This is a genomic window from Devosia sediminis, assembly GCF_016411825.1.
GTDB lineage: Bacteria > Pseudomonadota > Alphaproteobacteria > Rhizobiales > Devosiaceae > Devosia > Devosia sediminis.
In genome coordinates this window covers 1,021,878-1,047,571 of the sequence record NZ_JAEKMH010000002.1, presented here as the reverse complement: position 1 = coordinate 1,047,571, position 25,694 = coordinate 1,021,878, and the positions used below count along the sequence as shown (strand labels likewise).

General features: G+C 64.1%; 28 protein-coding genes and 3 tRNA genes. 9 read left to right on the top strand and 22 right to left on the bottom strand.

Features of this window, described 5'->3' with window-relative positions:
- Positions 1-9 precede the first annotated feature (9 nt).
- Together JEQ47_RS12340 and JEQ47_RS12335 are read left to right on the top strand one after the other, a co-directional pair.
- Positions 10-86, top strand: a tRNA-Arg gene (locus tag JEQ47_RS12340).
- Positions 87-254: 168 nt separating this feature from the next.
- On the top strand, positions 255-956 hold the full coding sequence (locus tag JEQ47_RS12335) for an HAD hydrolase-like protein (RefSeq protein ID WP_198876687.1): 702 nt from the start codon (positions 255-257) through the stop codon (positions 954-956).
- Here JEQ47_RS12335 and JEQ47_RS12330 read toward each other — a convergent pair.
- Complete coding sequence (locus JEQ47_RS12330; protein ID WP_198876686.1) at positions 953-1,477, bottom strand: ArsR/SmtB family transcription factor; 525 nt, start codon at positions 1,475-1,477, stop codon at positions 953-955. The genes JEQ47_RS12335 and JEQ47_RS12330 overlap by 4 nt on opposite strands.
- 166 nt (positions 1,478-1,643) lie before the next feature.
- On the opposite strand from JEQ47_RS12330, the gene trhA reads away from it, so the two are divergent.
- Positions 1,644-2,327, top strand: a complete 684-nt coding sequence (gene trhA, locus JEQ47_RS12325; RefSeq protein ID WP_198876685.1) for a PAQR family membrane homeostasis protein TrhA — start codon at positions 1,644-1,646, stop codon at positions 2,325-2,327.
- Here trhA and JEQ47_RS12320 read toward each other — a convergent pair.
- Both JEQ47_RS12320 and JEQ47_RS12315 read right to left on the bottom strand, forming a co-directional pair.
- Positions 2,311-2,808 (bottom strand): DUF192 domain-containing protein, encoded by a 498-nt coding sequence (locus tag JEQ47_RS12320; RefSeq protein WP_328768898.1) that lies wholly within the window; start codon positions 2,806-2,808, stop codon positions 2,311-2,313. The two genes, trhA and JEQ47_RS12320, sit on opposite strands and share 17 nt — an antisense overlap.
- A gap of 14 nt (positions 2,809-2,822) precedes the next feature.
- A complete protein-coding gene (locus JEQ47_RS12315; protein ID WP_198876878.1) occupies positions 2,823-3,440 on the bottom strand; it encodes a cold-shock protein in 618 nt (205 codons plus the stop codon).
- A 186-nt stretch (positions 3,441-3,626) separates the two neighbouring features.
- On the opposite strand from JEQ47_RS12315, the gene JEQ47_RS12310 reads away from it, so the two are divergent.
- The 4 genes from JEQ47_RS12310 (at position 3,627) to JEQ47_RS12295 (ending at position 4,959) form a co-directional block, all read left to right on the top strand.
- On the top strand, positions 3,627-4,049 hold the full coding sequence (locus tag JEQ47_RS12310) for a VOC family protein (protein ID WP_198876684.1): 423 nt from the start codon (positions 3,627-3,629) through the stop codon (positions 4,047-4,049).
- A 142-nt stretch (positions 4,050-4,191) separates the two neighbouring features.
- Positions 4,192-4,668 carry a YcbK family protein gene (locus JEQ47_RS12305; protein ID WP_198876683.1) on the top strand — a complete coding sequence of 159 codons (477 nt, stop codon included), beginning with the start codon at positions 4,192-4,194 and terminating at the stop codon, positions 4,666-4,668.
- A gap of 93 nt (positions 4,669-4,761) precedes the next feature.
- Positions 4,762-4,836 (top strand) — tRNA-Glu (locus JEQ47_RS12300).
- Positions 4,837-4,884: 48 nt separating this feature from the next.
- Positions 4,885-4,959: transfer RNA gene (locus JEQ47_RS12295), tRNA-Glu, on the top strand.
- An 80-nt stretch (positions 4,960-5,039) separates the two neighbouring features.
- Here the strand turns inward: JEQ47_RS12295 and JEQ47_RS12290 are convergent.
- The 4 genes from JEQ47_RS12290 to JEQ47_RS12275 form a co-directional block, all read right to left on the bottom strand.
- Positions 5,040-6,176, bottom strand: coding sequence for an MFS transporter (locus JEQ47_RS12290; RefSeq protein WP_198876682.1), 1,137 nt, complete (start codon positions 6,174-6,176; stop codon positions 5,040-5,042).
- 74 nt (positions 6,177-6,250) lie between these two features.
- Positions 6,251-7,630, bottom strand: coding sequence for a serine hydrolase domain-containing protein (locus JEQ47_RS12285; RefSeq protein ID WP_198876681.1), 1,380 nt, complete (start codon positions 7,628-7,630; stop codon positions 6,251-6,253).
- Between the two features lie 81 nt (positions 7,631-7,711).
- Positions 7,712-8,956 (bottom strand): DNA polymerase IV, encoded by a 1,245-nt coding sequence (gene dinB, locus JEQ47_RS12280; RefSeq protein ID WP_198876680.1) that lies wholly within the window; start codon positions 8,954-8,956, stop codon positions 7,712-7,714.
- 113 nt (positions 8,957-9,069) lie between these two features.
- Positions 9,070-9,264 (bottom strand): hypothetical protein, encoded by a 195-nt coding sequence (locus JEQ47_RS12275; protein ID WP_198876679.1) that lies wholly within the window; start codon positions 9,262-9,264, stop codon positions 9,070-9,072.
- 120 nt (positions 9,265-9,384) lie between these two features.
- Between JEQ47_RS12275 and JEQ47_RS12270 the strand changes: the two genes are divergently transcribed.
- Positions 9,385-10,023: an alpha/beta hydrolase family protein gene (locus JEQ47_RS12270; RefSeq protein ID WP_198876678.1), complete on the top strand. Its 639-nt coding sequence runs from the start codon at positions 9,385-9,387 to the stop codon at positions 10,021-10,023.
- Here the strand turns inward: JEQ47_RS12270 and JEQ47_RS12265 are convergent.
- From JEQ47_RS12265 to JEQ47_RS12205, 13 genes are all read right to left on the bottom strand, one after another.
- Entirely contained in the window at positions 10,020-10,235 is a 216-nt protein-coding gene (locus JEQ47_RS12265) for a hypothetical protein (RefSeq protein WP_198876677.1), read from the bottom strand. The genes JEQ47_RS12270 and JEQ47_RS12265 overlap by 4 nt on opposite strands.
- Before the next feature lie 83 nt (positions 10,236-10,318).
- The gene (locus JEQ47_RS12260; protein WP_328768986.1) at positions 10,319-11,068 is read right to left on the bottom strand and encodes a Crp/Fnr family transcriptional regulator; all 750 of its coding nucleotides are present in this window, start codon (positions 11,066-11,068) and stop codon (positions 10,319-10,321) included.
- Position 11,069: 1 nt separating this feature from the next.
- Positions 11,070-11,465: a response regulator gene (locus JEQ47_RS12255; protein WP_198876675.1), complete on the bottom strand. Its 396-nt coding sequence runs from the start codon at positions 11,463-11,465 to the stop codon at positions 11,070-11,072.
- Between the two features lie 93 nt (positions 11,466-11,558).
- Positions 11,559-12,281: a Crp/Fnr family transcriptional regulator gene (locus tag JEQ47_RS12250; RefSeq protein WP_198876674.1), complete on the bottom strand. Its 723-nt coding sequence runs from the start codon at positions 12,279-12,281 to the stop codon at positions 11,559-11,561.
- Between the two features lie 25 nt (positions 12,282-12,306).
- Complete coding sequence (locus JEQ47_RS12245; protein WP_198876673.1) at positions 12,307-12,543, bottom strand: DUF6894 family protein; 237 nt, start codon at positions 12,541-12,543, stop codon at positions 12,307-12,309.
- Positions 12,544-12,610: 67 nt separating this feature from the next.
- Entirely contained in the window at positions 12,611-13,432 is an 822-nt protein-coding gene (locus JEQ47_RS12240; RefSeq protein ID WP_198876672.1) for an ABC transporter ATP-binding protein, read from the bottom strand.
- A gap of 15 nt (positions 13,433-13,447) precedes the next feature.
- Complete coding sequence (locus JEQ47_RS12235) at positions 13,448-14,500, bottom strand: FecCD family ABC transporter permease (RefSeq protein ID WP_198876671.1); 1,053 nt, start codon at positions 14,498-14,500, stop codon at positions 13,448-13,450.
- Complete coding sequence (locus JEQ47_RS12230) at positions 14,497-15,525, bottom strand: FecCD family ABC transporter permease (protein WP_198876670.1); 1,029 nt, start codon at positions 15,523-15,525, stop codon at positions 14,497-14,499. The genes JEQ47_RS12235 and JEQ47_RS12230 overlap by 4 nt, the downstream gene beginning before the upstream one ends.
- An 8-nt stretch (positions 15,526-15,533) precedes the next feature.
- Complete coding sequence (locus tag JEQ47_RS12225; RefSeq protein ID WP_198876669.1) at positions 15,534-16,475, bottom strand: ABC transporter substrate-binding protein; 942 nt, start codon at positions 16,473-16,475, stop codon at positions 15,534-15,536.
- A 355-nt stretch (positions 16,476-16,830) separates the two neighbouring features.
- Positions 16,831-18,066: an SAM-dependent methyltransferase gene (locus tag JEQ47_RS12220; RefSeq protein ID WP_198876668.1), complete on the bottom strand. Its 1,236-nt coding sequence runs from the start codon at positions 18,064-18,066 to the stop codon at positions 16,831-16,833.
- A gap of 226 nt (positions 18,067-18,292) precedes the next feature.
- Entirely contained in the window at positions 18,293-20,083 is a 1,791-nt protein-coding gene (gene recJ / locus JEQ47_RS12215) for a single-stranded-DNA-specific exonuclease RecJ (protein WP_198876667.1), read from the bottom strand.
- 185 nt (positions 20,084-20,268) lie between these two features.
- Positions 20,269-21,255 carry a class II fructose-bisphosphatase gene (glpX, locus tag JEQ47_RS12210; RefSeq protein ID WP_198876666.1) on the bottom strand — a complete coding sequence of 329 codons (987 nt, stop codon included), beginning with the start codon at positions 21,253-21,255 and terminating at the stop codon, positions 20,269-20,271.
- 29 nt (positions 21,256-21,284) lie between these two features.
- Positions 21,285-22,625 carry a homoserine dehydrogenase gene (locus JEQ47_RS12205; protein WP_236020856.1) on the bottom strand — a complete coding sequence of 447 codons (1,341 nt, stop codon included), beginning with the start codon at positions 22,623-22,625 and terminating at the stop codon, positions 21,285-21,287.
- A 217-nt stretch (positions 22,626-22,842) separates the two neighbouring features.
- On the opposite strand from JEQ47_RS12205, the gene JEQ47_RS12200 reads away from it, so the two are divergent.
- Positions 22,843-23,679: a hypothetical protein gene (locus JEQ47_RS12200; protein ID WP_198876665.1), complete on the top strand. Its 837-nt coding sequence runs from the start codon at positions 22,843-22,845 to the stop codon at positions 23,677-23,679.
- A gap of 38 nt (positions 23,680-23,717) precedes the next feature.
- Here the strand turns inward: JEQ47_RS12200 and JEQ47_RS12195 are convergent, their stop codons facing one another.
- A complete protein-coding gene (locus JEQ47_RS12195; RefSeq protein ID WP_198876664.1) occupies positions 23,718-24,698 on the bottom strand; it encodes an ABC transporter substrate-binding protein in 981 nt (326 codons plus the stop codon).
- 19 nt (positions 24,699-24,717) lie between these two features.
- A complete protein-coding gene (locus JEQ47_RS12190; RefSeq protein WP_198876663.1) occupies positions 24,718-25,686 on the bottom strand; it encodes an iron-siderophore ABC transporter substrate-binding protein in 969 nt (322 codons plus the stop codon).
- Positions 25,687-25,694: the final 8 nt, after the last annotated feature.

Below are 25,694 nucleotides of genomic sequence, written 5' to 3'. Positions count from 1 at the left end.
GCGCCGTGCGGTCCCGTAGCTCAGCTGGATAGAGCAGCAGCCTTCTAAGCTGAAGGTCACAGGTTCGAGTCCTGTCGGGATCGCCATTTCATCCTGTTTTCAGTGACTTGGCGAAAGCAGCCGGCCGATTTCTGCACCGCTCGGGTCGGTGTCTCGGCCTCCAGGGTTGTCCCCACGGGCGTTTTGGTCCAGTTTACCATCCTGGACCAACGGGGGCTGATCCACTGGCTGACATTGCAAACCGACCGACCATCGTGCTTTTCGACCTCGATGGAACATTGGTGCACCACGTCAATCCGCGCGTCTTGCAGATGCTCGAATTCCTCGACGATTGCTCACATCGGGGCGGGCGTCTGGTGGCGCGTTTCCGCTTGGCGCGACGCAGCAGGCTGAACACCCAGACGGCTCCCAAGCTCCTGGTACATAGGGCTATTCATAAGGTTCGGCGCAAAAGCGTCGACCAGATGCTGGTGCCCTGCCAGACCATGCGCAACGTGCTCGAACGGCTGCGCTCGGAAGGCGTATTGCTCGGAGTGGTCAGCAACGGACTGGGTCGCGGCTACGGCCACGATGTGCTCGAAACCTTCGACCTCAAGAAGTACTTCCACGCCGCCGTATTCCGCGAGGACGTGACTCGCGGAAAGCCCTGGCCTGATTCGATCCTGACCGCGCTTGATGGCATCGGTCGGGATGTCAGACGCAATGACGTGATCTGGTATATCGGGGACCAGCGGAAGGATATCGGCGCTGCGCTGGCTGCCTCGCAAGCGAGCGGGCACACAGTCCGGCCGTTTGCCCTCGGCGCAAGGGCCGCGCTCGGCGCCGTGGAGGGGCTGCTGTCCCCCAGCCAGATCATGTGGACACCTGCCGATTTCGAACGCACCGTATCCGCCGCATTCGAGCCGAACTGGATCGAGCACGCGCTGATCGACCCCCTGCCCGCTCCGCTGCTCTAGAAATCGAAACCCATCTGGTTGATTGCGGGCTCCGGCTGCACGGCGCGCGCCTTGTCGGCCTTGTCCGCCTTCTGGCGCCTGGCCGCTGGAAGTGCGGGCGGCCTGGAATCAGCTTCAGGTTGTGCCTCGCTCTGCGCCGCAGCAACTGGCTCGGCAGTGATGGCCGGCTGCGGGGAGTTCACCTCGGGCATCGCGACCCGTGGCTGCTCGATCGCGACCTCTGGCACGGCATCGTCGGCCGCTTGCGGCGAGACAATCGTGCCGATCCAGGCCGTCGCAACGCCGAGTTTTGCGGGGCGTAAGGCGTAGAGGTTCTCGCGCCCTTTCTTGACCTCGGCGACCAAGCCAGCGGTCTTGAGCACGCGGAGGTGTCGGGAAATGGCCGGACGGCTGATCGAGAAGGCATCCGCCAGCGTATGCACGGGGATCGGGCCCCTGAGCAGGATCTCGACGATGCGGCACCGCGTGGCGTCGGCGAGGGCGGAATAGATGGCGATGGGGGCTTTGGTCTTGCGGCTCATGAGCGCTATAAAGTAACGCCAGAGTTACCCGTCAAGCGTGCCTGCGCGCCGCAACGGGTTGTTCACCAGAAAACTTGGCAGCCGCTTTACGCTGGCAGCAAGTGCCGCCGCAAAGAAAGGTTCTGGTCACATCCGCGCCACACGATAGGGGCAAGGAGGAAGGATGATGACCCCGGCCATATCTCGACCAGCTTTGAAAATTCCGGAACGCCGGCGCTATTCGACTGCCGAGATCGTTGCGGATGCGGCCGTGCACATCCTTGGACTGGTCGTTGCCATTGCGGCAGGTTCGATCCTGCTCACCCTGGCCCTGATGCACACGGCGCCGGAAGCGTTTCCGGCCCTCATGGTCTATGTCGCCACCCTTGTCGTCGTGCTGGGCGTGTCGCTGGCCTTCAACATGTGGCCGGCCTCGCCGGTCAAGCACTACCTTGCCCGGCTCGACCAAGCGGCGATTTTCCTGTTCATCGCTGGCTCCTACACGCCCTTCCTGGCGGTGCTGGGCGGCACCTCGACTGGCATCGTGATGATGAGCCTCGTCTGGGGTGCGTCGCTGGTTGGCGTGGCGCTGAAACTGATCGTGCCGCAGCGCTTCGGGCGCGTGGCGATCGTGCTTTATCTCGCCATCGGGTGGAGCGGCGTGCTGGTCTTCCAGTCGCTCGGACAGGCCCTGCCCGCGTCTACGCTGTGGCTGCTGCTGGCCGGCGGCGTCACCTACTCGGCCGGCATTATTTTCCATCTGTGGGAAAAGCTCAAGTTTCAGAATGCCTTATGGCATGTCTTCGTGGTCGCGGGCGCGAGCCTGCACCTTTGGGCCGTGATCGACTGCATGGTTATTGCGCGGCTGTGATCCGCGGATGGGTGACCTGGTCGCCCGCCTCGATACCCAGTTCCTCAGAGCGTCCGCCGGGAATTTCCAAGACAAACTGCACCGGACCGGCCGAAGGGATGCCCGTGGTATCGTGCGGCCGGGCGTTGACGTGAATGTTGAGCACCGTTCCGTCGGCCTCGATGAACAGCATGTCGAGCGGGATATAGGTGTTGCGCATCCAGAAGGAAACTGGACGTTCCTCCTTGAAATCAAACAACATTCCGGCGTCGTCGGCCAGTTCCTGAACATACATCAGGCCGCGCGCCCGGCTCTCGGGCGTATCGACGACTTCTACGGTGAAGCGGTGTTCCCCACCGTCGGACTGGATGGTGAGTTGGGTGTCGTCGGCTGTGCAGGCGACGAGGGGCAGGCTTACAGCCAGAACGGCAGCAACAGCTAATAATCGCGCAGCGGGGCGCGGCGGGGCGGAATTTGCCAGCAGACTGTTGACCTCAAGCACCGCTAACGTGCCCCTTAGTGTGAAGACGGGGCGTCGCCCCAGCCATCGGGGCGGATTTCGGCTACCATGAGCCCCTTCGGACCCTGGCCATAGCGCACCAGCACGTATTGGCCGGGGCGCAGTTCGGTGATGCCGAAACGGCGCAATGTTTCCATATGGACAAAAATATCGGGCGTGCCTTCGCCAGCTGACAGGAAGCCGAAGCCGCGAATGCGATTGAACCACTTCACCTCGAGCCGGACCATGCCCGAGGTCGCCTCGACGACGACATGGGTGCGAGGCGCGGGAAGCTGCGAGGGATGGCGGGCGGTCGATTCGTCCATGGAGACGACGCGGAAGGCCTGGAGGCCACCAGGACGGTTGAGTGCCTCGACCACAATGCGGGCGCCCTCATAGGCCGTCTGATAGCCGTCGCGGCGGAGACAGGTCACGTGCAGCAGGACATCGGGCATGCCGTTGTCGGGGACGATGAAGCCAAAACCCTTGCCGGCATCGAACCACTTGATGCTGCCGACCACCTCGATGGTATCGGCGGCAGTCGACGCACCAGACGACGCGACGTCATCGCGCTGCGTCTGCCCGGCGTCCGTCAGATGGACGGTATCGCCCTCGTCGTTGCCCTTAGCCCCCATGCCAAACGCCTTTTCACTCGCCCGCCGCAAGCGGGTACTCCTCACAAGACCAAATCAGTCTGGCCGATTCAGCACCAAAAGTTAAGAAGGTGTTGCGATTTTGTTGACAGCTCAATTGGAGCAATTCTTGCGGGGTGCCGCCGGGCTTGTTACCCCATGGTCGATTGCCCAAAAAGGAGACCTGCCTTGAAATACCTGCACACCATGGTGCGCGTCACCGATGTCGAGGAAAGCCTCCGATTCTATTGCGAGGGCCTCGGTCTCGAGGAAGTCCGCCGGACCGAGAACGAAAAAGGCCGCTTCACCCTGATTTTCCTGCGTGCGCCGGGCGATGCCGGCGGCGAAGTGGAGCTGACTTATAACTGGGATCCCGACCCGACGCCCTATGCGGGGGGCCGCAATTTCGGTCACCTCGCCTATCGGGTGCAGGACATCTATGGGCTCTGCCAGCACCTCTCGGATATGGGCGTCACCATCAATCGCCCGCCCCGCGACGGCCACATGGCCTTTGTCCGCTCGCCCGACGGCATTTCGATCGAGCTGATCCAGGACGGCCACCTGCCGCCGCAGGAGCCCTGGGCTTCGATGCCCAATACCGGTAGCTGGTAGAGCATCCGGACCAGGCCGGCGCAATTAACGCTCCGCTAACCCTGCCGCTTAGCGCGGGGTTAGCGAAACCTCTCTAATTTTAGCGATCGAACCCCAAGACCCATTGCCTGTTGCGAATGCGACACGCCACGGGAAGATCGCCATGTTTCGCCTCGCTCGCTCCCTCGCCATTCTCGTTGTTTCCACCCTGGTGCTGGCCGGGTGCCTGCCCATGGCCATGTTCGCCAGCGGCAGCGGCGCCGGCTATTCGGGCCTCCGGCAGGACTGGGGCACCTATGTGTCGTCGAACAATGTCAACGCGCTCTGTATCTCGCCCAAGCTGCGCTTCGTGATCTGGGAATTCGAGGGGAAGTTCGGCAAGCGCATCGTGATGAATTCGGGCTATCGCAACGCTTTCCACAATGCGGCGGCCGGCGGCGCGGACAATTCGTACCACACCAAATGCATGGCGGCGGATTTCTACATTCCGGGCGTGTCCAAGCAGGAACTCATCGCCTTTGCAATGAGCATGGACGGCGTTGGCGGGCTTGGCTGCTATCCCGGCCGCAACTTCATCCATGTGGATGTGCGTGACCGCCCGAGGGGTTATCGGCGTCCCGTCACCTTCTCGGGCTGTTGATAACTCGCTCGCCAGAAAAAAACCTCATGGGTTCAATGCAAACGGGGTTGCACAATCAAAACCACCCCATTATACGACGCCCATCGAACTGATGCGCCCTTCGTCTATCGGTTAGGACGGCACCCTTTCACGGTGCAGAGAGGGGTTCGATTCCCCTAGGGCGTACCACCTTCCCCCTGCTTTCGATGCAGGTGCGGAAGCCAGATCGAAGACCGTGCGCCCATCGTCTAGCGGTCAGGACGACGCCCTCTCACGGCGTAAACAGGGGTTCGATTCCCCTTGGGCGTACCAAGACCTCCAGACACATACTGAAGTTTCCTCACCTTGCTGATGAGCGATGCATTGCGGAAGTTGCGTCCGCGCGTGCGTGTTCAGCTCTTGCGATCCAGCACGCGAGTCGCCGCCAGGGCCGCGAGCAGGACCGGGATGATGACGAGGTAGGAAAAGCGGATGCCAAAGTGCTCGGCGATGTAGCCGAGCAGCGGCGGACCGGCGAAAAACACGAAAAAGGTCATCTGGCTCAGGGCCGCGACATTGACGGCAGCGGGGCGGTCGGTGCGGCGGGCGGCGGCTGAAATGGCCAGCGGATAGACCGACGAACAGCCGATACCGGCAACGGCAAAGCCGATGAGCGCCACGACCGGCCCCGGCGCGGTGACGACGAGTACGAGACCCACGGAGGCGAGCGACAGCAGCATGAAGGCCACGCGGCGCGGGTCAAAACGATCGACCACAGGGTCCATGCCCAGCCGGCCGATGGCTATGGCGAGCGAGAACAGCGTGACGCTGAGGCCGCCGATAAAGGGTTCTACGGCAAAGATATCGCGCATGTAGATGGCCGACCAATCGACCCCTGCCCCTTCGACCCAGAGCGGTGCCGCGCCGATGAGGCAGAGCGGCAGCATGCCCCAAGTGGGGAAGGCGAAGGGTGGATGGTCGCTGTCATGGTCGCCCGGACGACGGGGCGCCGTCTGCATGTTCCAGAATGCGAAGAGACCCGAAACCACGACCACGGCCAGTATGATGGCCATGTGGAGTTCGACCGAGACCGCGGCCTGGCGCAGGACGGCGGCTATCAGCGCCGTTACGAAGAAGCCCAGACTCCACATGCCGTGGACGCGGCTCATGACGCGGCGGCCGAGGATAGCCTCGTGGCGATCGGCCTCGACATTGGCGTTGATCTCCAGGGCCCCGGCCAGGACCCCGGCGATGAACAGCAGCGGAGCGGCCCAGAGCGCAGAGGGCATCCAGGGCACGAGGGCGTAGAGGGTCGATGCGCCGAAGATGGTGATGAAGGTGGTGGTACGGGCGCCGATCCGCTCCACGGTGCGCCCGAGGAAAGTAAGGCCAGCGAGCACGCCGCAGGACATGGTGATCAACAGGAGCCCGAGTTGCCCCTCGGTCAGCGCGAACTCGACCTGCAGATCCGGCAAGCGGGCCAGCAACGCGCCCATGGAGAGAGCGAAGATGAATTGCAGGAGATAGAGGCGCTGATGGGACTGAAGCATGGAAACCTGCCGGGTGGGAGCCAGATGCTTAGCAGGTATTTTTGACAGGGCGAGTCAGGACGTGGAGGGCCTGGCTATGTACCGGCGAGCGCCTTGACCAGCGCACCGACCATGGGCTCGGGCCGATAGCCCAGACCCGATGGGGTGAGGCCGAGGCGGACGACAACCATGTCGGCGGACGGGATGACGGCGATGGACTGGCCATCATGTCCCAGCATCCAGAAGGCGTCGGCGGGTATGCCGAGCGCCACCTCGCCCGCCTCGTCATCGCCGGGACCCTGCATCCAGACCTGTCCCCGGCCATAGAGGCCATTTGATGCGGGGGCCGGTTCCGACATCCAGGACACGTAGCCTTCGGGAAGGATGCGGTTGCCGTTCCACACGCCATCGTCGAGCAGGAGCAGGCCGTAGCGGGCCCAATCGCGGGCCGTGGCGTAGAGGAAAGATGAGCCGACATAGGTGCCGGCAGCGTCGGTCTCGAGAACGGCGGAGCTCATGCCGATGGGGTCGAACAGCGCCAGGCGCGGCCACGCAAGGGCCGCCTCCCCACCGCCGGCAGCCTCCTGCCAGAGGGCGGACAGCAGGACCGTAGTGCCACTCGAATAGCTGAACGCTTCCCCGGCGGGAGCACGCAGCGGCTTGTCGGCGGCAAACTCCGTCATGTCAGGCTCGAGGAACAGCATGCGAGTGACGTCGGTGACATCGCCATAATCTTCGTTGAACTCGAGCCCGGAGGACATGGACATGAGGTCGGCCACCGAAATCCGCGCCCGCTCATCCGCCTCCCAAGCCTCGAAGAGGTTGGTGGCCGCGACGTCCATCCGGCCCGCGCCGACCAGGGTTCCGATCAGACCCGCCGTGACCGATTTGGTCATCGACCAGCCAAGGAGCGGGGTCGATGCATCAAACCCTGAAGCATAGCGCTCGGCGACGAGCTGACCGTCCCTGACAACAACGACCGCACGCATGCCGGGTCCGGTCAGGGCTGGGTCATCGAGAATGGCGGCGACAAGGGGATCTGTGGCGAGTGGCGCAGCATTGCCACCCGGCCAAGGCAGCTCAGCGGAAGCAGATGCGGGTGACAGCGGGGCGAGCGCGGCAGACTGCGCAGTGGCACCGCCCGGAAGGGAGACGCAGCCCAGGCCATCGCGGGCCACGGCAACGCTCCGCCCGAAGAGGCCCAGCAAAGCCACCCTGGTGGTGCGCGCTTCGGGGTCGTTGTCGACCGCCATGTATCGCAAGAGCCAGTGGCCCGGAGCCTGGACATCATTGGTCATGACGTCGCCGGCGTCGCGCCCGGCAATATGGACATTGGAGCAGACAATCTTGGCGGCATAGCCCGACGCGACGCGGATGACGGCGGGCGGGGCCACAACCAGCCAGAGCGCGAGTCCGAGAACCGCCACGAGCAGGACGGCCAGCAGCCATTTGAGTCCCGATAGGAGAAAACGCATATGCCCCTGCCCCGCCTTGGTCGTTGCGAACAGTCAATGCGGATTGCCGGAAAGGGTCAAGCGGCGCTGCGTCTTGGGCAGCTACAGGTTCTTCTCCGCCAGTTCGCGGAAGGCATCGGGCACGGACTTGCGGCCCTCGAGTTGGGTGATCGCATAGCCGATCGACTCACGGCCGAAACGTGTGCGGGCCTTGTCCATGGCCCGGTCGGCGGACCAGCGGGCCAGACCCTGACGGGTGCCGGGACGATGCTTTTCGTCCACGAGGCCGAGGGGCAGTTCGAGCTGGATCTGCGGCTGCGCGCCGATATGGGAAACCGAAATGGCCAGGAGCGTGATGGTCTTTTCGCGCGGGTACTCGGCGAGAGCCGTACGCACCAACTCCTCGGCGACCTCGGCGACGATGACCGTTGCCGAAATCGGGGCGTCGAGGGTGGAGGAGCGGGTGATGGAGCGCATGTCGGCAAAGCGGATGCGCACCGTGATCGTCCGGCCGACCAGCGACTTGGCGCGCAGGCGCGAGGTGACGCGGTCGGCCAGGTGCCGCAGCGTCGGCTTGTAGGTCGACTCGGTGGCCGGCTTGCGGCCCAAAGCCGACTGCGCTCCGGCAGAGCGCGCGGAATGGCGCGTTTCGACCGAACGCGTATCGCGATCCCAAGCGAGGTCGGCGAGTTTTTCCCCGACGGCTTCGCCCAGGAGGCCGCGCAAGGATTTGCCCGGCGTATTGGCCAGTTGACCGATCGTGGTGATACCCTCGTCACGCAGTTTCTGCTCGGTGACCGGACCGACGCCCCACATCAGGCCAACCGGGAGGTCGTGGAGGAATTCAAGCTCGGTGCCGGGCCGGACCACGACGAGCCCATCGGGCTTGGCAACTTGCGAAGCCACCTTGGCCAGGTGCTTGGTACGGGCAACGCCCACGGAAATGGGCAGGCCCAACTCGTCGCGGACGCGTTTGCGGATGGTTACGGCTATGGTCTCGGGCGAACCGAAAAGGTGGGTGCAGCCGGCAACATCGGCAAAGGCTTCGTCGATGGAGATGCGCTCGATGACCGGCGTATAGTCCCGCATGACGTCGATGGCGGCGTCGCCGAGGCGCTGGTACTGGTCGAAATGACCGTGGACGAAAATCAGGTGCGGGCAGAGTTCCTTGGCCTTGCGGCCCGACATGCCGCCACGGACACCAAAAGCCTTGGCTTCATAGGAACAGGCCAGAACGACCCCGCCGCCAACCGCCATGGCCCTGCCGCGCAGCTCGGGATTGAGCAATTGCTCGACCGAGGCGTAAAAGGAATCAAGATCGGCATGGAGGATGGTCGCTTCGGTCATAGCGCCCTCGGGACTGGGTGTTCCTATTTTGTTCCACTACTAAGATGGAGTCAATGCGCGCGGCGATGGGCTCCCCGCAGGAACGGGGAACATCCATCGTGGTCGCGAAACAATCAGTGCAGCGTGGTCGGGGGGACCGTCGCGCCCAATGCACTGACGCAGAAGAGCTGGCCTTCCGCGCGTTCGACCAGACCGAGATTGATGAGCTGCTCACCAAGCTCGGCCGGAAGCGGGCACGGGCCTTCGTCGCACAGAATGGCCAAAGCGCGCTTCTGGGGTTGAGTCAGGTTCATCCAATTCAGATTCATGTCGGCCTCCATCAAGGTCCAGGGAACGCCAGACGTTAACAAGTGGTTCCTTTGGAAGCACGCAAAGTGATTGACCCCGAGGACCGCCTCGCATTGGGTCGTGTGACGGAGAGTTTGCTGATGGATCTGCTGTCTGACGGACCAGAAGATGCCCGGTTGACGCTGCTGCTGGCGCATGGCGCCGGCGCCGCGATGGATTCAGCGGCAATGAATGCGGCCACGGCTGCGCTGGTCGCCGAGGGGTTGCGCATTGTCCGTTTCGAGTTCGGCTACATGGCGGCGCGGCGGGTTGGCGAGCGCAAGCCTCCGCCCAAGGCGGAGAAGGTCATGCCGGAATTTCTCGACGCGGTGGAGGCGCTGGGACCGACCAGCGGCGCGCTGTTCATCGGGGGAAAATCGATGGGCGGACGGGTGGCCAGCATGGTGGCAGACCCGCTGTTCGAGGCCGGGCGCATTGCCGGGCTGGTGTGCCTTGGCTATCCGTTTCACCCGCCGGCCAAGCCGGAGCAGTTGCGCACGGCACATCTGGAAGGATTGAAGGCCCCTGCCCTCATCGTCCAAGGCACACGGGACCCATTCGGCACTAAGGAAGATGTCAGCGCCTATGCGCTTTCGCCGGCAATCGACATGCTCTGGCTCGAGGATGGAGACCACGACCTCAAGCCGCGCAAGGCGGTATCCGGCTTTTCCGCCGCAGACCACATGAAGACCATGGCGGTGGAAACCGTCCGCTGGATGGACAAGGTGCTGGGACGCTAGCGGGGGTGTTCGGACTTGCTGTAGAGGCGAACCATGTTGGTATTGGTGGCCTCCTGCCAATAGACGCGACAGACAAGGTTCCTGGGATTTCCCGCGCGAACGAGCTTGAGACCGAGCGCCTGTTCGGCTGCCATTTCGGGCGACCGGGCTTCGGTATGAACTTCCGGCTCAATGATGCCTGAGCGGAGATCGATGATCTTAAATGAGGGCAATGTACATTCCTGTCTTTGGACAGGGACGTTAGCAAGTCATGCCGCTGTCGCCATTAACGTGGGTTAAACTGCTTGGATGATGCTCAGGTTGCACGGCTCGGGGCTGCGCCCGTGAGGTAGCCGGCGTCGAAGCTCGACAGCGTGGTGAGATATTTCAGGTCGTGGATATGCACCTTGCCGCCCTGGAGGCCGATAATGTCGCGCCGGCGCAGCGCTTGCAGGGTGCGATTGACATGTACGGTCGACAGGCCCAAAGCCGCACCGAGCTCGGCCTGGGTCATGGGCAGGTGAAAACTGTTGTCGGGACCGACAAGGCCGGCGACGGAGAGGCGCCACCACAGTTCACAGATGAGATGGGCCAGGCGCTCGATGGCGGTGCGCAGCCCGAGGCTGATCAGGCGCTCGCGGCCGATCGCCGTTTCCATGGCGGCGGCTTTAAGCGTGGCGCGCATGATGCTGGGAAACTGCTCAGTCAGCTCGCTGAACTGACGCGCACGGATACGGCCGAACTGGCTGGGCGCAGTCGTCACGTATTGAATATCGGCGGCGCTACCGGTTAGGAAACCGAAATCGGCGAAATCGCCGGGCACGACCAGCGTTGAAATCTGCCGCTTGCCATTGCCCAGCATCTGGAAATGGCAGGCCCAGCCGCTGAGCAGGACGACGACATCGGGCACGGATTCGCCATGGACTTCCTGATAGGGCGGCACCAGAGGGCCCCGCACGATGGCCCGACGGAGGGCGTCACGCGCCTCGGCCTCCAGAGGTTCGAACTTGGCGAGCCTGTGGAGGAAGCGTTCGACGGGGTCTGTACCAGGGGGAGCGCTGAGCACGCTAGTCAATCTGATAGTCTCTCCGAGCGTCAACCGCCTGACATAGCGCGCGAGCGATGTCCTCGGCCTGCGCGGGTTTGCCGAGCCATTGAATGTGGCTCAATTCCTCGGGACGTTCCTGCACCTGATAGCCGGAACAGAACACCACGGCCGCGCCATGCTTTTCGAGTTGGGGCACAACGGAGAAGACAGGGCCGTCCAGAAGCTTGATGTCGAGAACCACCGCATTGGCGCCTCCCAGCCCATCGGCAGCCAAGGCTTCCAATTGCGAGACGGTGTTGGCAGAGCCCACAACCTCGGCGCCAAGCGCCGAAAGCTGCTCGGCCAGGTCCATGGCCAGCATCTGTTCGTCTTCGCCGATGAGTACGCGCAAATCGCGGAAAGTGGTCACGGTCACATTAGAATCCCCGAACACAACTTCTAGGGCGCAGTGACGGAAGACCGATTCACATAGGTTAATCAGGTTCCACGATAATGATTTTTTGCGTGGCTATTCGTCGGCCAGGTGCAGATAGGCGGGATCAAACTGGCCAAGCTCGCTGAGACGCGGCCAATCCAAAATCTCTGCCTGACCACTGGCAAAAATCAGCAATCCGGCGGACCGCAGCTCCTGCAAGGTGCGATTGGCGTGGACGATGGACATGCCCAGCGCGTCGGCCAGATCCGACTGTGTTACCTTGAATGGGAACTCGAAACTGTCGATGGTGCCGACGGATTTGAGACGCATGAACATCTCGCAAAAGAGATGGGCCATGCGAGCCTCGGCCGAGGCCTGGCCAATCAACATCATCCAGGTGAGGAATTTGGCGGCATCGACAAGGGTATCGCGCCAGAAGAGGTCGGTGAGACCGGGATGCTTGCGCAGCATGGCCTGCATGTCCGAGTGGCGGATGGTCGCGATCGTGGTCGGCGTGGTTGCTGAAAGGGTATAGTCGACCTTGCGCAGGTGCAGACTCTGCAGGTCGGGGATGTCGCCCGCCGGGTGAAAGGAGAGTATCTGCCGGCTGCCGTCCTGCATATGCTTGTGACGTTGAAGCAGGCCCTCGATCACCACGCAGCAGTGGCCCATGATCTGGCCCTCCATCACGGCGTCATCGCCGCGATCGAGCTGGGAGACACGAATGGGCAATTGGCGAATTGCCGTTTCGTATTCCGGCAAGAGGCGACCAATCGAAGCAAGCTTGGCGATGAGGACGTCCAAAGGCTCTTGCATGGCGAGTCCCGGTTAGAAAAGAAGTCTAAAACGAACGCGTGTGAAAGGTAAGGCGCAGCTCGAACAGAACGTTCCCACTGTCATCACGCACTGCAATGGCGAATTCGCGATGCGGCCCATCGCGGGGAATTTCTTCGGCACCGATCTCGGAGAGCGTGCGGGTCGCTTCATCGCGCGCGCTGGACAAGTCGTCCAGTTCGGTGCCGACATGGTCGACCGCCAGACGTTCCCCGTCATGGATATCAAAATAGTAGCGTGGCATGGCCGACCTCTTTTCCCGTCAACAAGATTGACGGAAAAATGTTCCAGAAGTCGCGGTAACGTCTTGATTATGCGGGGATGGCGGTTGCCCGTTCGACGTGGTGACGACCAATGGGCACGATCATCGGGGTGTCGGAAACCGGGTCGACGACGACGCGTGAAGTCATGCCGAAGACATCGGCGACGACGGCCTCGGTCATGACGTCGACCGGGCGACCCTCGGCGACGATGCGGCCGGCCTTCATGGCGACGATGTGGTCGGCATAGCGGCAGGCGAGATTGAGGTCGTGCAGCACCACGACGACGGTACGTCCACGCTGGCGGACGAGGTCGGTCAGGAGGTCGAGGACTTCAACCTGGTGGTTGATGTCGAGAAAGGTCGTCGGTTCGTCGAGCAACAGAAGATCGGTTTCCTGCGCCAGGGCCATGGCGATCCAGACGCGCTGGCGCTGACCGCCGGAGAGTTCGTCGACCGGGCGATCGGCCAGTTCGGCGGTGTCCGTCGCCGTGAGGGCCTCGGCGACGGCAGCGTCGTCCTCGGATGTCCAGCGGCGGAACCAGCTCTGGTGCGGATAGCGGCCACGACCGACGAGGTCGGCCACGGAGATGGCGTCGGGCGCGATGGGGCTTTGCGGGAGGACGCCGAGAATGGTCGCCACGTCGCGCGTCGGCATCTGGTGGATGGGCTTGCCATCGAGATAGACGGCGCCGCGCTGTGGCGGGAGCAGGCGGGCAAGGCCGCGCAGCAGGGTGGACTTGCCGCAGGCATTGGCGCCGACAATGACCGTGAGTTTTCCCGGCGGCAGAGAGATATCGAGGGCGGAAACGATCTGGCGCTCGCCATAGGCGAGGTCCAATCCTGCGGCCATGAGTGTGTGATTTACCGACATGTCGTTTCTCTCAGATCAATTCACGCGGCCCGAACGGCCGGAGGCCATAAGCAGCCATAGCAGGAAGACGGCGCCACAGGCACCGGTAACGACACCCACGGGCAGTTGCACCGCGGGGAGGAGGTGCTGAGCGATGAGGTCGGAGACCAGCATGACCAGCGCGCCGACCAGCGCCGCCTGGAGGAAGCCGCGCCCTGCCCCATTGAGCAGCGTGCGCGCCAAGGGACCCGAGACGAAGGCGACAAAGCCGACCGGGCCGACGGCGGCGGTGGCGAAAGCGGCGAAGCCCACGGCCACCAGCATAAGGCCGAGGCGGGTGAATTCCACTCGCGCGCCGAGTGATTTGGCGGTGTCGTCGCCCAGTTCCATGGCATCGAGGCCGCGCAACAGCGCCACCATCAGGGGCACCAGTACCAGCATGGCGCCGCCGAGCACGATGGAATCCCCGGGCCGCGAGGCATTGAGGCTGCCCACCAGCCACGCCATAGCCTCCTGCACTTCATTGAGGCGGGCGCGGGTGAAGAGATAGGAAATCACCGCAGCCAGCATGGCGGCCATGCCGATGCCGATCAAAACGACGCGGAAGGCGGTCACGCCATTGCGCCAGGCAAGGAGGTAGATGGCGAGGGCCGTGAGCACGGCGCCGGCAAAGGCGCCGAAGGATACGGCAAGACCCGACCAGCCGAGCACGATGATGACAAAGACCGCAGCGGCGCTGGCGCCATGAGCGATGCCGATAATGTCGGGGCTGGCCAAGGGGTTACGCAGAAGCGTTTGGAAAATGATTCCAGCCAGAGCGAAGCTGGCGCCGGACAGCACGGCGAGCACGGCGCGCGGGAGGCGGACCTGGAGGACGATGAAATCCACGCCGCGATCGACGAGCCCGGTGAAGGGCGAAAACAGCGACTGGATGATGCCCGGCACGGCGACGGGATAGTCGCCCAGATACATGGCCAGTGCGAAGGCGACGCAGAGCGCCGCGACAAGGCCAGCCACGACAACCTGGCGGCGCGTGGCGGCAGCCTGGCGAACGGCGGCGATGCGGGCGGCGTCGATCACATGGGTCATAGCGCGGCCAGCTTGCGGCGCCGAACCAGCGCGATGAAGAAGGGGGCGCCGATAAAGGCGGTGACGATGCCCACCTGCACTTCGCCCGGCGGGGCGATGACGCGGCCGATGACGTCGGCGCCGAGCAGCAGAATGGGCGCCATCAGCATGGAATACGGCAGAATCCACCGGTAGCCGGGGCCGGTGATGGCACGGGCGACATGGGGCACGGTGAGGCCGACAAAGGCGATGGGACCGGCGGCAGCGGTGGCACCGCCGGCGAGGATGACAGCGGCAAGGCCGGCAAGGCCGCGCGACAGTCCAATGCGCTGGCCGAGGGCTCGGGCGACGTCATCGCCCATGGACAAGCCGTCCAACATGCGGGCGCTGCCGAGCGCCAGCACCATGCCGATGGCTAGGAAAGGCGCGACCTGCAGCACGATGTCGATGTCGCGACCCGAGAGTGAGCCGACCTGCCAGAAGCGCACCTCGTCGAGAGTGCGCGGGCTGGTGAGCAGGATGCCGTTGATGATCGACTGCAATACGGCCGTGATGGCGGCGCCGGCCAAAGCCAGTTTTACCGGCGTGGCGCCTTCGCGGCCCAGCGAGGCCACGGAATAGACCACCAGCATGGTGACACCGGAGCCGATAAAGGCCAGCCAGACATAGAGCGAGAGTTGGGTCATACCGAGCACGGCGACCCCGAGAACGACGGCCAGGGCCGCGCCGGCATTGATGCCGAGGATGGACGGATCGGCCAGCGGATTGCGCGTGGCGCCCTGGAGGACCGCGCCGGACAGGCCCAGGGCAGCGCCGACGAGCAGGCCGACAATGGTGCGAGGCAGCCGAAGATCCCAGATGATCCGGTGTTCGGTGGAATTGGGATCGTAGGCGGTGAGCGCCGCCCAGACCGTTTCGAGCGGAATGGCGCGAGCGCCGGTCGCCAGGGACAGCATGGCGATCGCCAGGAGCGCCGCCCCGAGCATAAGCAACCCGGCGATGAGCCGGGCTGCTTTTTGCCTATGGTGGGACTGCGCCTCGGCCATGATGGCGATCAGGGCGCCAGGTTTTCGTCGGCGGCGTTGATGGCCGTGGTCAGCTTGGCCAGTTCGCTGGCATAGGCGCCATAGTTGCGCAGCCAATAGGCCGGCCAATCGGTGACCTGCCCGGCCTCAGCAGCCTTCATCAGGGTCCAGGTCGGCTGGGCCAGAGCGGTTTCCATGGTCTGGGCGGAGCGGTTGTCGACGAGGATCAGATCGGGCTGATACTTGTCGGCATTCTCCCAGGACAGGGTTTCCCAGTAGCCGCGGTCATCGGCGACTTCCGGGTCGATCAGCTTGAGACCCCAGCTGGCAAAATCCATCAGCTCCGACGCGCCACCGGTGGCGGCGACATAGAGGGCGTCCTCGCCGGCCCAGACGGCCAGTGCGGTCAGGTCGGGCTTGGCAGCGGTGGCGGCCTTGAAATCGGCCAGGGCGGTCTCGAAGGCGGCCTTGTCGGCAGCGATGGATGGCGCAGCGAGATCCGCGCCGAGGCTGGCGGCGAGCTCTTCATAATCCTCGATGAGCGTCAGGATCGAGGCGCCCTGCTCCGGACCGGTGATCGGCGCCAGCGGCGAAAGGGCGTTGACCACGTCGGCGCCACCGGACCAGGTGGTTTCCAGCGGCCAGAATTCGGCGACGATCAGGTCGGGCTCAAGAGCGGCGGCCTTTTCGATATCCACTTCGCCCCAGGCCTGACCGATGATCTCGATGCCGGTCAGGTCGAGACCCTGCAGGGCCTTGGCGTCGGCCACGGCGCTGTCGGCATAGATGGCGACCGGGCGGATGCCGAGCGGGATCAGGCCGGCGGCCGCGTCCTGGCTGGCAATGATGCGAGTGGGAACGGCATCGAGCATGACCGTTTCGCCATTGCCGCCGACATAGCTCCACTGCGCGAAAGCAGGGAGAGCGGATGTGGCGAGCAGGGCGAGCGCGATTGCGGCGGAGCGAAGCATGAGGAAGCCTCAAGGGGTCAGGGGAATTTGCGTCGTTTCCCCTAGCCCCCGTAAGGTGACCGGTCAAGTCATGTTATCGCCGATGCAGTGGAATTGGCGGGGCGGCTTGCCCCTTCCACCAAGTCATTCCCTCGAAAGCGGGAACCCCTGTTCGCGATACGGCAAGTAAACAGGGGTTCCCGCTTTCGCGGGAATGACACCGTGGTTGGCGCGTGGAGGCGTTGACCCTCGGGGCGAGCCCCGAGGCCGGGCCCCAGGTTGGACGGTGCAGCTAGAGCGCCGCACCCCGACACAACCTCCCCAGCTACGCTACCCTCCCCTCAACTGGGAGAGTGGGCAGGAGCTGCGCATTCGTTCAGATTGGCTTGCGGTACTGATAGATGCCGACGTCGATGGAGCCTTCGGCAAAGCCGGCTTCGCAGTAGGATAGGTAGTAGACCCACTTGCGCTTGAAGGTCTCGTCGTAGCCGAGCGGCGCGATCATCGGCCAGCGTTCGAGGAAGCGCTCGCGCCAGAGGCGGAGGGTGCGGGCATAGGAAAGGCCGAAGGTTTCGACCTGTTCGAGCACGAGGCCGTAGCGCTCGCCGAATTCCTTCATCACCGTCTTGGTCAGCAGCATGCCGCCGGGGAAAATGTAGCGCTGGATGAAATCGGGGCCGGAGCGGTAGCCGTCGAAATCCTCTTCGCGGATAGTGATGGCTTGAATGGCCGCTGTGCCGCCGGGCCTGAGGCGGTCATGCACGGTCTGGAAATAGCTCGGCCAGTTGTCCTCGCCCACGGCCTCGATCATCTCGATCGAGCCGATATGGTCGAACTGGCCCTGGGTGTGGCGATAGTCCTCGAAGACCAGGGTGGCGTACTGGTCGAGGCCCTGGCGCGAGAGGCGCTCGAGCCCGAACTTGAGCTGCTCGGCCGAAAGGGTGATACCGCGCAGATTAGCCTTGTAGTCACGCGCCACGGTTTCGGCAAAGCCGCCCCAGCCGCAGCCGATTTCCAGCACGGACGAGCCTTCGGTGATGCCGGCCATGTCGGCGACGCGGCGGTACTTGGCGAGCTGCGCCTCCTCGAGGCTCTGGTCGCCGGAGGTAAATACGGCCGAAGAATAGGTCATCGAGGGATCGAGCCACTGGCCGTAGAAGTCGTTGCCGAGATCATAATGCTCAGCGATGTTCTTCTTGGAGCCCTCGAGCGTGTTGCGGCGCGAGAGGTGGTAGTGGAGATCGCCCGCGGCACGGTGGAAGAAGCCCTTACCGGCCTCGTCGAACATGTCCCGGTTCTGCAGGAAGAAGCGGAAGACCGCCGTGAGGTCATCGGATTCAATGTCGCCATTCATGTAGGCGGCGGCGAAACCGACCGTGCCGCGCCGCATGGCCTCGTTGATGACCTTGAAATTGTTGAGGCGGAGTGTTGCGTGCTCGCCAGAATTGCCCTGCCCCACCGTGCGGGTCCGCCCATTGGGAAAGACCACGGTGATGGAGCCATGCCTGGGCTTGCCGATAAGGGACACGCCCACCTGCTCGACGAGCCAGGAGGTGAAATGTGTCCAGGCAGAAGCGCCGGTTTCGGTCTCTTCGACGACTGTTTTCGCCATTGTGCCGTTTGTTCCAACTATCGCAATAAACAGCGGCACGCCTTGCGCGCGTCGCCAACCACCGAGCGTCAGAAATGTCCTTCAGGTGAGGCGCCGCCCCCACAAGACACCACAGATATTCTAGCTGCCGCAAACCGATATGCAAGCGGCCTCAATGCGCTGGCAAGCGCTCTCCTGCCAACAGATGTCAGTACGTGGGCCGTGGGCAATCGGATTTCAACGACGATCAGCGTGCGGGGCGCGCAATGTCGGTCAGGCGGAACTGGACCTGTTCGCGGCCCTGATAGTGATCGATGGAAAGGCCGCCGGCAAAATGCAGCGGCTGGTCGCCATCGCGCATCAGCGTGTCTCCCAGGGGCGTGCCGGCTGCGCGGAAGGCAATGGCCTTGAGCTTGGCGCCATCGTCGGAGGCCAGGGTGAAGCTGACATGCCCGCCCTTGCCCACGACCTGCGGGAAACGGGCGCGATGCGCGGGAAAGGCGAAGACCGGCGAAGGATTGCCGGCGCCATAGGGGCCGGCCTTTTCGAGAGTGTGCAGCAGATCGACGCTGGCGCCGCGGGCGGTGAGCGCGGCATCGACCTTGAGGGCGGAGGCGGCACGGGCGGCGCCCACACTCGCCGTGAGCTTTTCGGCCATAAAGGCGCGGAAGGGGCCAAGATCGCCGGGACGCAGCGAGACGCCCGCCGCCATGGCGTGGCCGCCGCCCTTGAGGAGAATGCCGCTTTCCACCGCCTCGATCACAGCACTGCCCAGATCGACGCCGGGCATGGAGCGGCCTGAGCCCGTGCCAGACCCGTCGGGATGGAGCGCAATGGCAAAGCTGGGGCGCTCAAAGCGTTCGCGCAGGCGCGCGGCGACGAGGCCGACCACGCCCGGATGCCAGTTGGCTGAAGCCAGGACCAGGATCGGCGGCCCCTCCCCGCCCCCGATCTCCGCCTCGGCAGCGGCGGCTGCCTGCTCGACAGCCTCCACCTCGATGCGCTGGCGTTCGCCATTGAGTTCGTCGAGCTGGGCAGCAATGACCATGGCCTGGTGCTCGTCGTCGAGCGCAAGCAGACGCGTGCCAAGTGCCGCGTCGCCGATGCGGCCGCCGGCATTGATGCGCGGGCCGATCAGGAAACCAAGGTGATACGGGTTGAGCGGACCCGAGGCACGGGCGGCCAGCGCCAGGGAGGACAGGCCGGGCTTCTCGCCACGACGGGCGACTTCGAGGCCGCGCAGCACGAAGGCGCGATTGAGGCCGACCAGCGGGACGACATCGCAGACGGTGGCGAGGGCCACGAGGTCAAGCAGCTTGAGGAGGTCGGGAAGACCGGTATCACCACGGTTGCGCAAGGCGCGGTTGACGGCGACCAGTACCATGAAGGTGACGCCCGCTGCGCAAAGGTAGCCGAGGCCGGAAATGTCGTCGGGGCGGTTGGGATTGACCAGCGCATTGGCCGGCGGCAGGTCGTGGTCGGAGAGGTGGTGGTCGATGACCAGCACATCGGCACCGCGATTGCGGGCATGGGCGATGGGACCGTCGCTGGTGGTGCCGCAATCGAGGGTGATGACGAGCGAGGCGCCCCCGTCGATGAGCTTGTCCATGGCCGCGATGTTGGGGCCATAGCCTTCGAAAATGCGATCGGGGATATGGACCTGCGGCTCGATGCCGAAGTGCCTGAGGTACCGGGTCATCAGGGCGCAGGAACAGGCGCCATCGACATCATAGTCGCCGAAAAGGGCGATGGATTCATTGTCGGCGATGGCTCGGGCCAGGCGCTCGGCCAGTTCGTCCATCTGCGTCAGGGTCGACGGATCGGGCATGAGGTGGCGGATGGTGGGTTCGAGATAGGCTTCCGCCTCCTCGAGGCTCACCCCACGGGCGGCGATGATGCGCGAGAGGATATCGGAAATGCCTGTCCGCTGACCGATGGCGGTGGCGGTCCGCGCCTGCGCCGCGTCCAGCCGATCGACCCAGGCGCGGCCGGTGACCGAACTGGTGATGTCGAGAAAGGAGCGCGGGGTTTCGGGCATGGGTGAGGGTTAGGGGATTTTGCGCAGAGTGGGAAGGGGTTGCGCTGTCTATCCTCTCCCGCTTGCGGGAGAGGGGGACCGCCGATAGGCGGTGGAGAGGGGCGCACAGGGCACCGGTGTGCGCGGCTCCCCCCTCCACCACGCTCCGCGTGGTCCCCCTCCCCCCGCAGGCGGGGGAGGAGAAATCAGCGCGCGTGCCTTGCCTTGATCCAGCGCGTGGTCTGGCTCCAGCTCCGCATGACGACGGTGGAGGTTTCCACCGATCCGCGGCGGAGTTTGACGCCGTCGACCAGCGAACCGTCGGTGACGCCGGTGGCCGAGAACAGCACATCGCCTGCTGCGAGTTCGGTGACGTCGTAGATGCGGTTGGGATCGTCGATGCCCATTTCGCGGGCGCGCAGGCGCTTGTCGGGCGTGTCGAGGATGAGCTTGCCCTGCATATGGCCGCCAATGCAGCGGAGAGCCGCCGCGGCGAGGACGCCTTCAGGGGCGCCGCCGGAACCCAGGTAGATGTCGACGCCGGTATCGGCAGTGTTAACCGCGTGGATGACCCCGGCAATGTCGCCGTCAGTCAGCAGCTTGACCGAAACGCCGGCGGTGCGCAGCTCTTCGAGGAGGCCGCCGTGGCGCGGGCGGTCGAGGACGATGGCGGTGATTTCCGAAATCGGCACGCCCTTGGCTTTGGCGAGAGCTTTGACGTTCTCGGTGGCCGACCATTCGATATGCACGGTGTCGGGGGCATATTCGGCACCGATGGCGATTTTGTGCATGTAGACGTTGCGGGCGACGTTCAGCAAGCCCCCGCGTTCGGCCATGGCGAGGACCACGAGGCTATCGGGCTGGTTCTTGGCGCAGAGCGTGACGCCTTCGAGCGGATCGACGGCAATGTCGACCCCCGGCCCCTGCCCCGTGCCGACCGATTGGCCGACATAGAGATTGTCGCATTCGAACTGCTCGCCCTCGCCGATGACGATGCGGCCGGAAATGCTGACGCGATCGAGCTCGGCGGTCATGGCGGCGACGGCGGCCTCGTCGGCAGCCTTTTCATTGCCCTTGCCGCGCCATTCGGCGGCGGCGATGGCGGCGCGTTCGGTGACGCGCACCATTTCCAGCGTCAGGGTGCGATGCAGATGGGCCGGATCGCGACCGTCCTCGACTTTGCTGAGCTTCATGGGTCCCCCTGAAGCTCCGCCGATGGCGGCTAGAGCTTCTCGATACGAATAAGCTGTGGTTCGCCGACTATGAACCCATCCGCGGCGATCTCCGCAAGCGCTTCGCGCACGGATGATTCCAAAGTCTGTTGAGTAATCATCACCACGGTGCGGGTCGGCGACCCGTCGGGCGCCACGGCTTTGGCACTCAAATCCGAACGCTGGATGACACTGTCGATGGAAATCGACTTTTCCCCCATGCGCGTGGCGATGGCGGCCAGTGCTCCGGGCACGTCCTTGGCGCTGAGGCGGATATAGTAACCACCTTCATGGGCACGATGGGGCGCTTCGCGATAGGGCAGCAGTTCGTCGCTGGGCACGCCGAGCGGCGGCACGCGGGTGCCGCGGGCGATGTCGAGAATGTCGGACAGTACCGACGACGCGGTGGGTGGCCCACCGGCGCCGGGGCCGGCCAGCAGCAGTTCGTGCACGTGGTCGGTTTCGAGCGCCACGGCATTCATGACGCCATCGACGCCGGCAATGGCGCTGCCCTTGGGCACGAAGGTGGGATGGACGCGCTGCTCGATACCGCTTTCGGTGCGCTCGGCTATGCCCAAGAGCTTGATCTTGTAGCCGAGGTCGGCGGCGACCTGGATGTCGTGCTGGGTGATGCCGGAAATGCCTTCGACGCGGATCTTGTCGGGGGCGATCTCGTAGCCGAAGCAGAGCGTGGCAAGGATCGAGAGCTTGTGCGCGGTATCGAAGCCCTCGACGTCGAAGGTCGGGTCGGCTTCGGCATAGCCCAGGGCCTGCGCATCCTTGAGGCAATCGGCGAAAGAAATGCCTTCATTGCCCATGCGGGTGAGGATGTAGTTGCAGGTGCCGTTCATGATGCCGAAGACCTTGGCGATGCGGGCGGAGCCCAAACCTTCGCGCAGGGTCTTGATGACGGGAATGCCACCGGCGACGGCGGCCTCGAAGCCGAGCTGGGCGCCGGATTCTTCAGCCAGCCGTGCAAGGGTGACGCCGTGCTTGGCGAGCAGCGCCTTGTTGGCGGTGACCACCGGACGGCCAATTTCGAGCGCGGCCTTGACCGCGGCAAAAGCCGGGCCGTCTTCGCCACCGATGAGTTCGACGAAAAGGTCGATGCCGTCCCATTTGGCGAGGGCGACGGGATCGTCGAACCACTCGAGCCCAGAAATATCAATGCCGCGGTCTCGGGAACGCGAGCGCGCGGCAACGGCAACCACTTCCAACTGGCGGCCAAGTTTTCGTGTCAGCTCGGCGCCATCTTTCTGGAGGATGCGCACCAGCGTCGCGCCGACATTGCCCAAGCCAGCGACGCCGACGCGCAGAGGCGCCTGGCGGTCGGTGTCGCCCAGTTCGGCCATAGCCTTGAGGATGCGTGCGCGGGTCTCGCTGCGCGGCTCGCGGCCGTCGCGCAGATCAAAGACGAAAAGCGGATCGCCTGCTACAATGCGGCCAAAGCGGGTGGGCGTCCAACCCCGTGCAGAGATGAAAGCTTCGACGGACTGACGGAAAGATTGGATATCGCTCATGGTGGCGGACATGTGCATAGGAAGTCGCCTAGTCGTCAATAGGAATTATTTGGCGCTGGCGCTGCTTTGTCTAGGCCCCGTTCCCGCGGCTCTTGGGCAGTCGGAAAGCGGCGGGCTGCCTGCTCCCAGCGACATTGCCATCGGCGACACGACCTATGCAGAGCTGATTGCCATGGCCCTGCCCGGCGCTCTCGAGACCGACGAATTCATCGTCGTCGAGAAGGACGTAGCCGTACCCCATATCGAGGGTCCGGACTTCACCGTCGTAGCCCCTGCGCCGGTTACGGTTGCCGACTTCAATGGCGTTGGGCTCAGCATTGATGGGGAGCCCCACCTGGCGCTGATGATCGAACTGGCGGAGGCACCAAACAGCGCCGGGCCGATCGCGGCGTTGGCCGTCTTTGATGTCACCGGCGCGCCAGAGCTCGTGGATGTGGTCGATATCGGCTTTGACCGGCAATCGGGATTTGCGCTGCCCCCGACCCTTCAGGTGGGCTGGGGGCACGAACTGATCCTGGGCTTCAACAGCCACGGCAATGCCGGCCAGTTCTACAATGCGATCACTATCGTGGACGTGGTCGAGGGCAGGCTGACCATGGTCGACCAGATCCTGACGCTTGACGTCACCAGTTGCGAGGAAACCCGCAGGCAGTATCTCGACTATGTCGTGGCGACGCCGGAGGGCGACGGCAAGGGCGATTTTACGGTCATCGTCCGCGACGTGTTGGAACCCTCCGATGAGGCGTGCCCGGCGGGTGACGGTCCCTATATGACCGGAGAAACCAGCTATTCGGTGGAATATCGCTGGGACGAGAGCGCGGGGCGCTACGTAGCCCAGGGCGAAGGCTGGGCAGAGTTCGACGAGATGAACTCGGCGCGATTCTAGCGAGCCCCTCCCCTTTTCGGGGAGGAGCTTTGATGGATCTACTCGGCCTTGGCCGCGGCGGCAGCGCGACCGACTTCCTTGATGACATCGGCAAAGCCCCAGCGCAGCGAGGCCGGAGTGATGGCACCGCTGACAGCCATGGTCAGTTCGTCGCCCACCAGGTTGGTATAGGCATTTTTCCGGACCAGCGGGGAGAGCTGGATCAGCTCCATGGCAAAGAAGTCGTCGGCCGACTGCTGGTTGGAGAAGAAGCTCAGCAGCATTTCGGCCGGGATCTGGTCAAATTTTTCGTAGCTCAGGAGATAGGCGATCTTGGTATCGACCAGCGAGCCGCCTGGAGCCTCACCCGCGGGCACCATTCCGATATCGGCAAAGAGCTGGACGCGCGGATCGCCTTCGATGCGGACCGAAACCTGGCCATCGTTGCGGTTGACGACATTGGCGAAAACCGTGCCTTCGATTTCCGGGTAGAGATCACGTTCGGCGATCATCCAGTCCATGGTCTCGGCAACCAGGGCGTCGGCCTCGGCGGACAGGCCGAGCGCCTTGCCGGTCATGGTGACCACTTCCTGCCAACTGGCGAACCAGGGCTTTTCGGGGAAGGCAACGACCGGGGCAATATTGCTCAGCGCCGCGTATTCATCCTCGGTCAGTCCCGAATAGGGCGCGAGGATGAGGTCGGGCTGGAGCGCGGCAATGGCTTCAAGCGGCGCTTCAGGCGTGTTGGGCAGGACGGTGGGGAGATCCATGCCCTTTTCGGCCAGGGCCTCTTCGGTCCAGGGCAGCACGCCATCGTCGCCACCGCCATAGGCAAAGAAGGGCATGCCGACCGGCTCGATGCCCAGATCGATGACCACGTCCTGGGCCGACCAGCCCCAGGTGACGATGCGGCTGGGCTTGGCTTCGATCGTCGTGCTGCCAAGCGCATGCTCGATGGTCACGGGAAAGGCGTCCTGGGCCATGGCCGGCACGATGAACGCCGAGGTAGCGGCGAGTGCCACCGCGAAAGTCTTTAGCATTGGTAGTATTCCTTGGTCTTCAGTTCTTGGCCGCGGCAGCGGCTGCGGCGATATCGGCGATATAGTCAGGAAAACCCCAGCGGAGGCCGAGGGGGCTGAGGGCCCCGATGGACATGGCCTTGGCTTCCCCGACAATGGCCGCGACCGAGCCACGCTCGACCTGCGGCGAGAGCTCCACCGTGGGCTGGGCATAGAAGGCGTCGGCGGCTTCCTGGGTGTCGAAGAAGGAGATGATGACGTCGGCGTCGATCATGTCGAAATTCTCGAATGAGACGACCGAATAGAAGCCACCCGAGGTATCGGCGCCTTCGATCTCGACATCGGGCACCATGCCGATATCGGCCAGCATCTGCACGCGGGCGTCGTTGGCCGAGTGGACGGCCACCTGACCATCATAGCCGATGGTCGTGGCGAAGCTGGTGCCCTGGAGGTCGTGATATTTCGCGGCTTCATCGGCCATGAACTGCTCGGTCTCGGCGAGGAGCGCTTCGGCTTCCGCCGACTTGCCCAATGCCTGGCCCGAAATCAGCACCACATCCTGCCAACTGGTCGACCAAGGCGCGCCCGGGGAGGCGACGACAGGAGCGATGCCGCTGAGGACGTCGTACTGCTCCTGGGTGAGGCCCGAATAGGGCGCGAGGATCAAGTCGGGCTGGAGAGCGGCGATAGCCTCGATGGGCGGCTCGGCCTCGGACAACAGTTCGGGCGTCGGGCCGCCAAGGGCTTCCACGGCCTCGAGTGTCCAGGGCAGGAAGCCGCCACTGTCATCGCCACCATAGGAATTGGTGGGAACGGCGACCGGCACCTTGCCCAGCGCCAGGACGGTATCCTGCGCCGACCAGCCGAGGGTGACGATGCGCATGGGCTCGGCGGGAATGGTGGTTTCGCCGAAGGAATGGGTGATGGTGACCGGGAAGGCATCCTGGGCCAGGGCCGGGACGGACAGAGCAGTGGCGGCGACAAGCGCCGTGGCGAAGGATTTGAGCATTTGGGGTC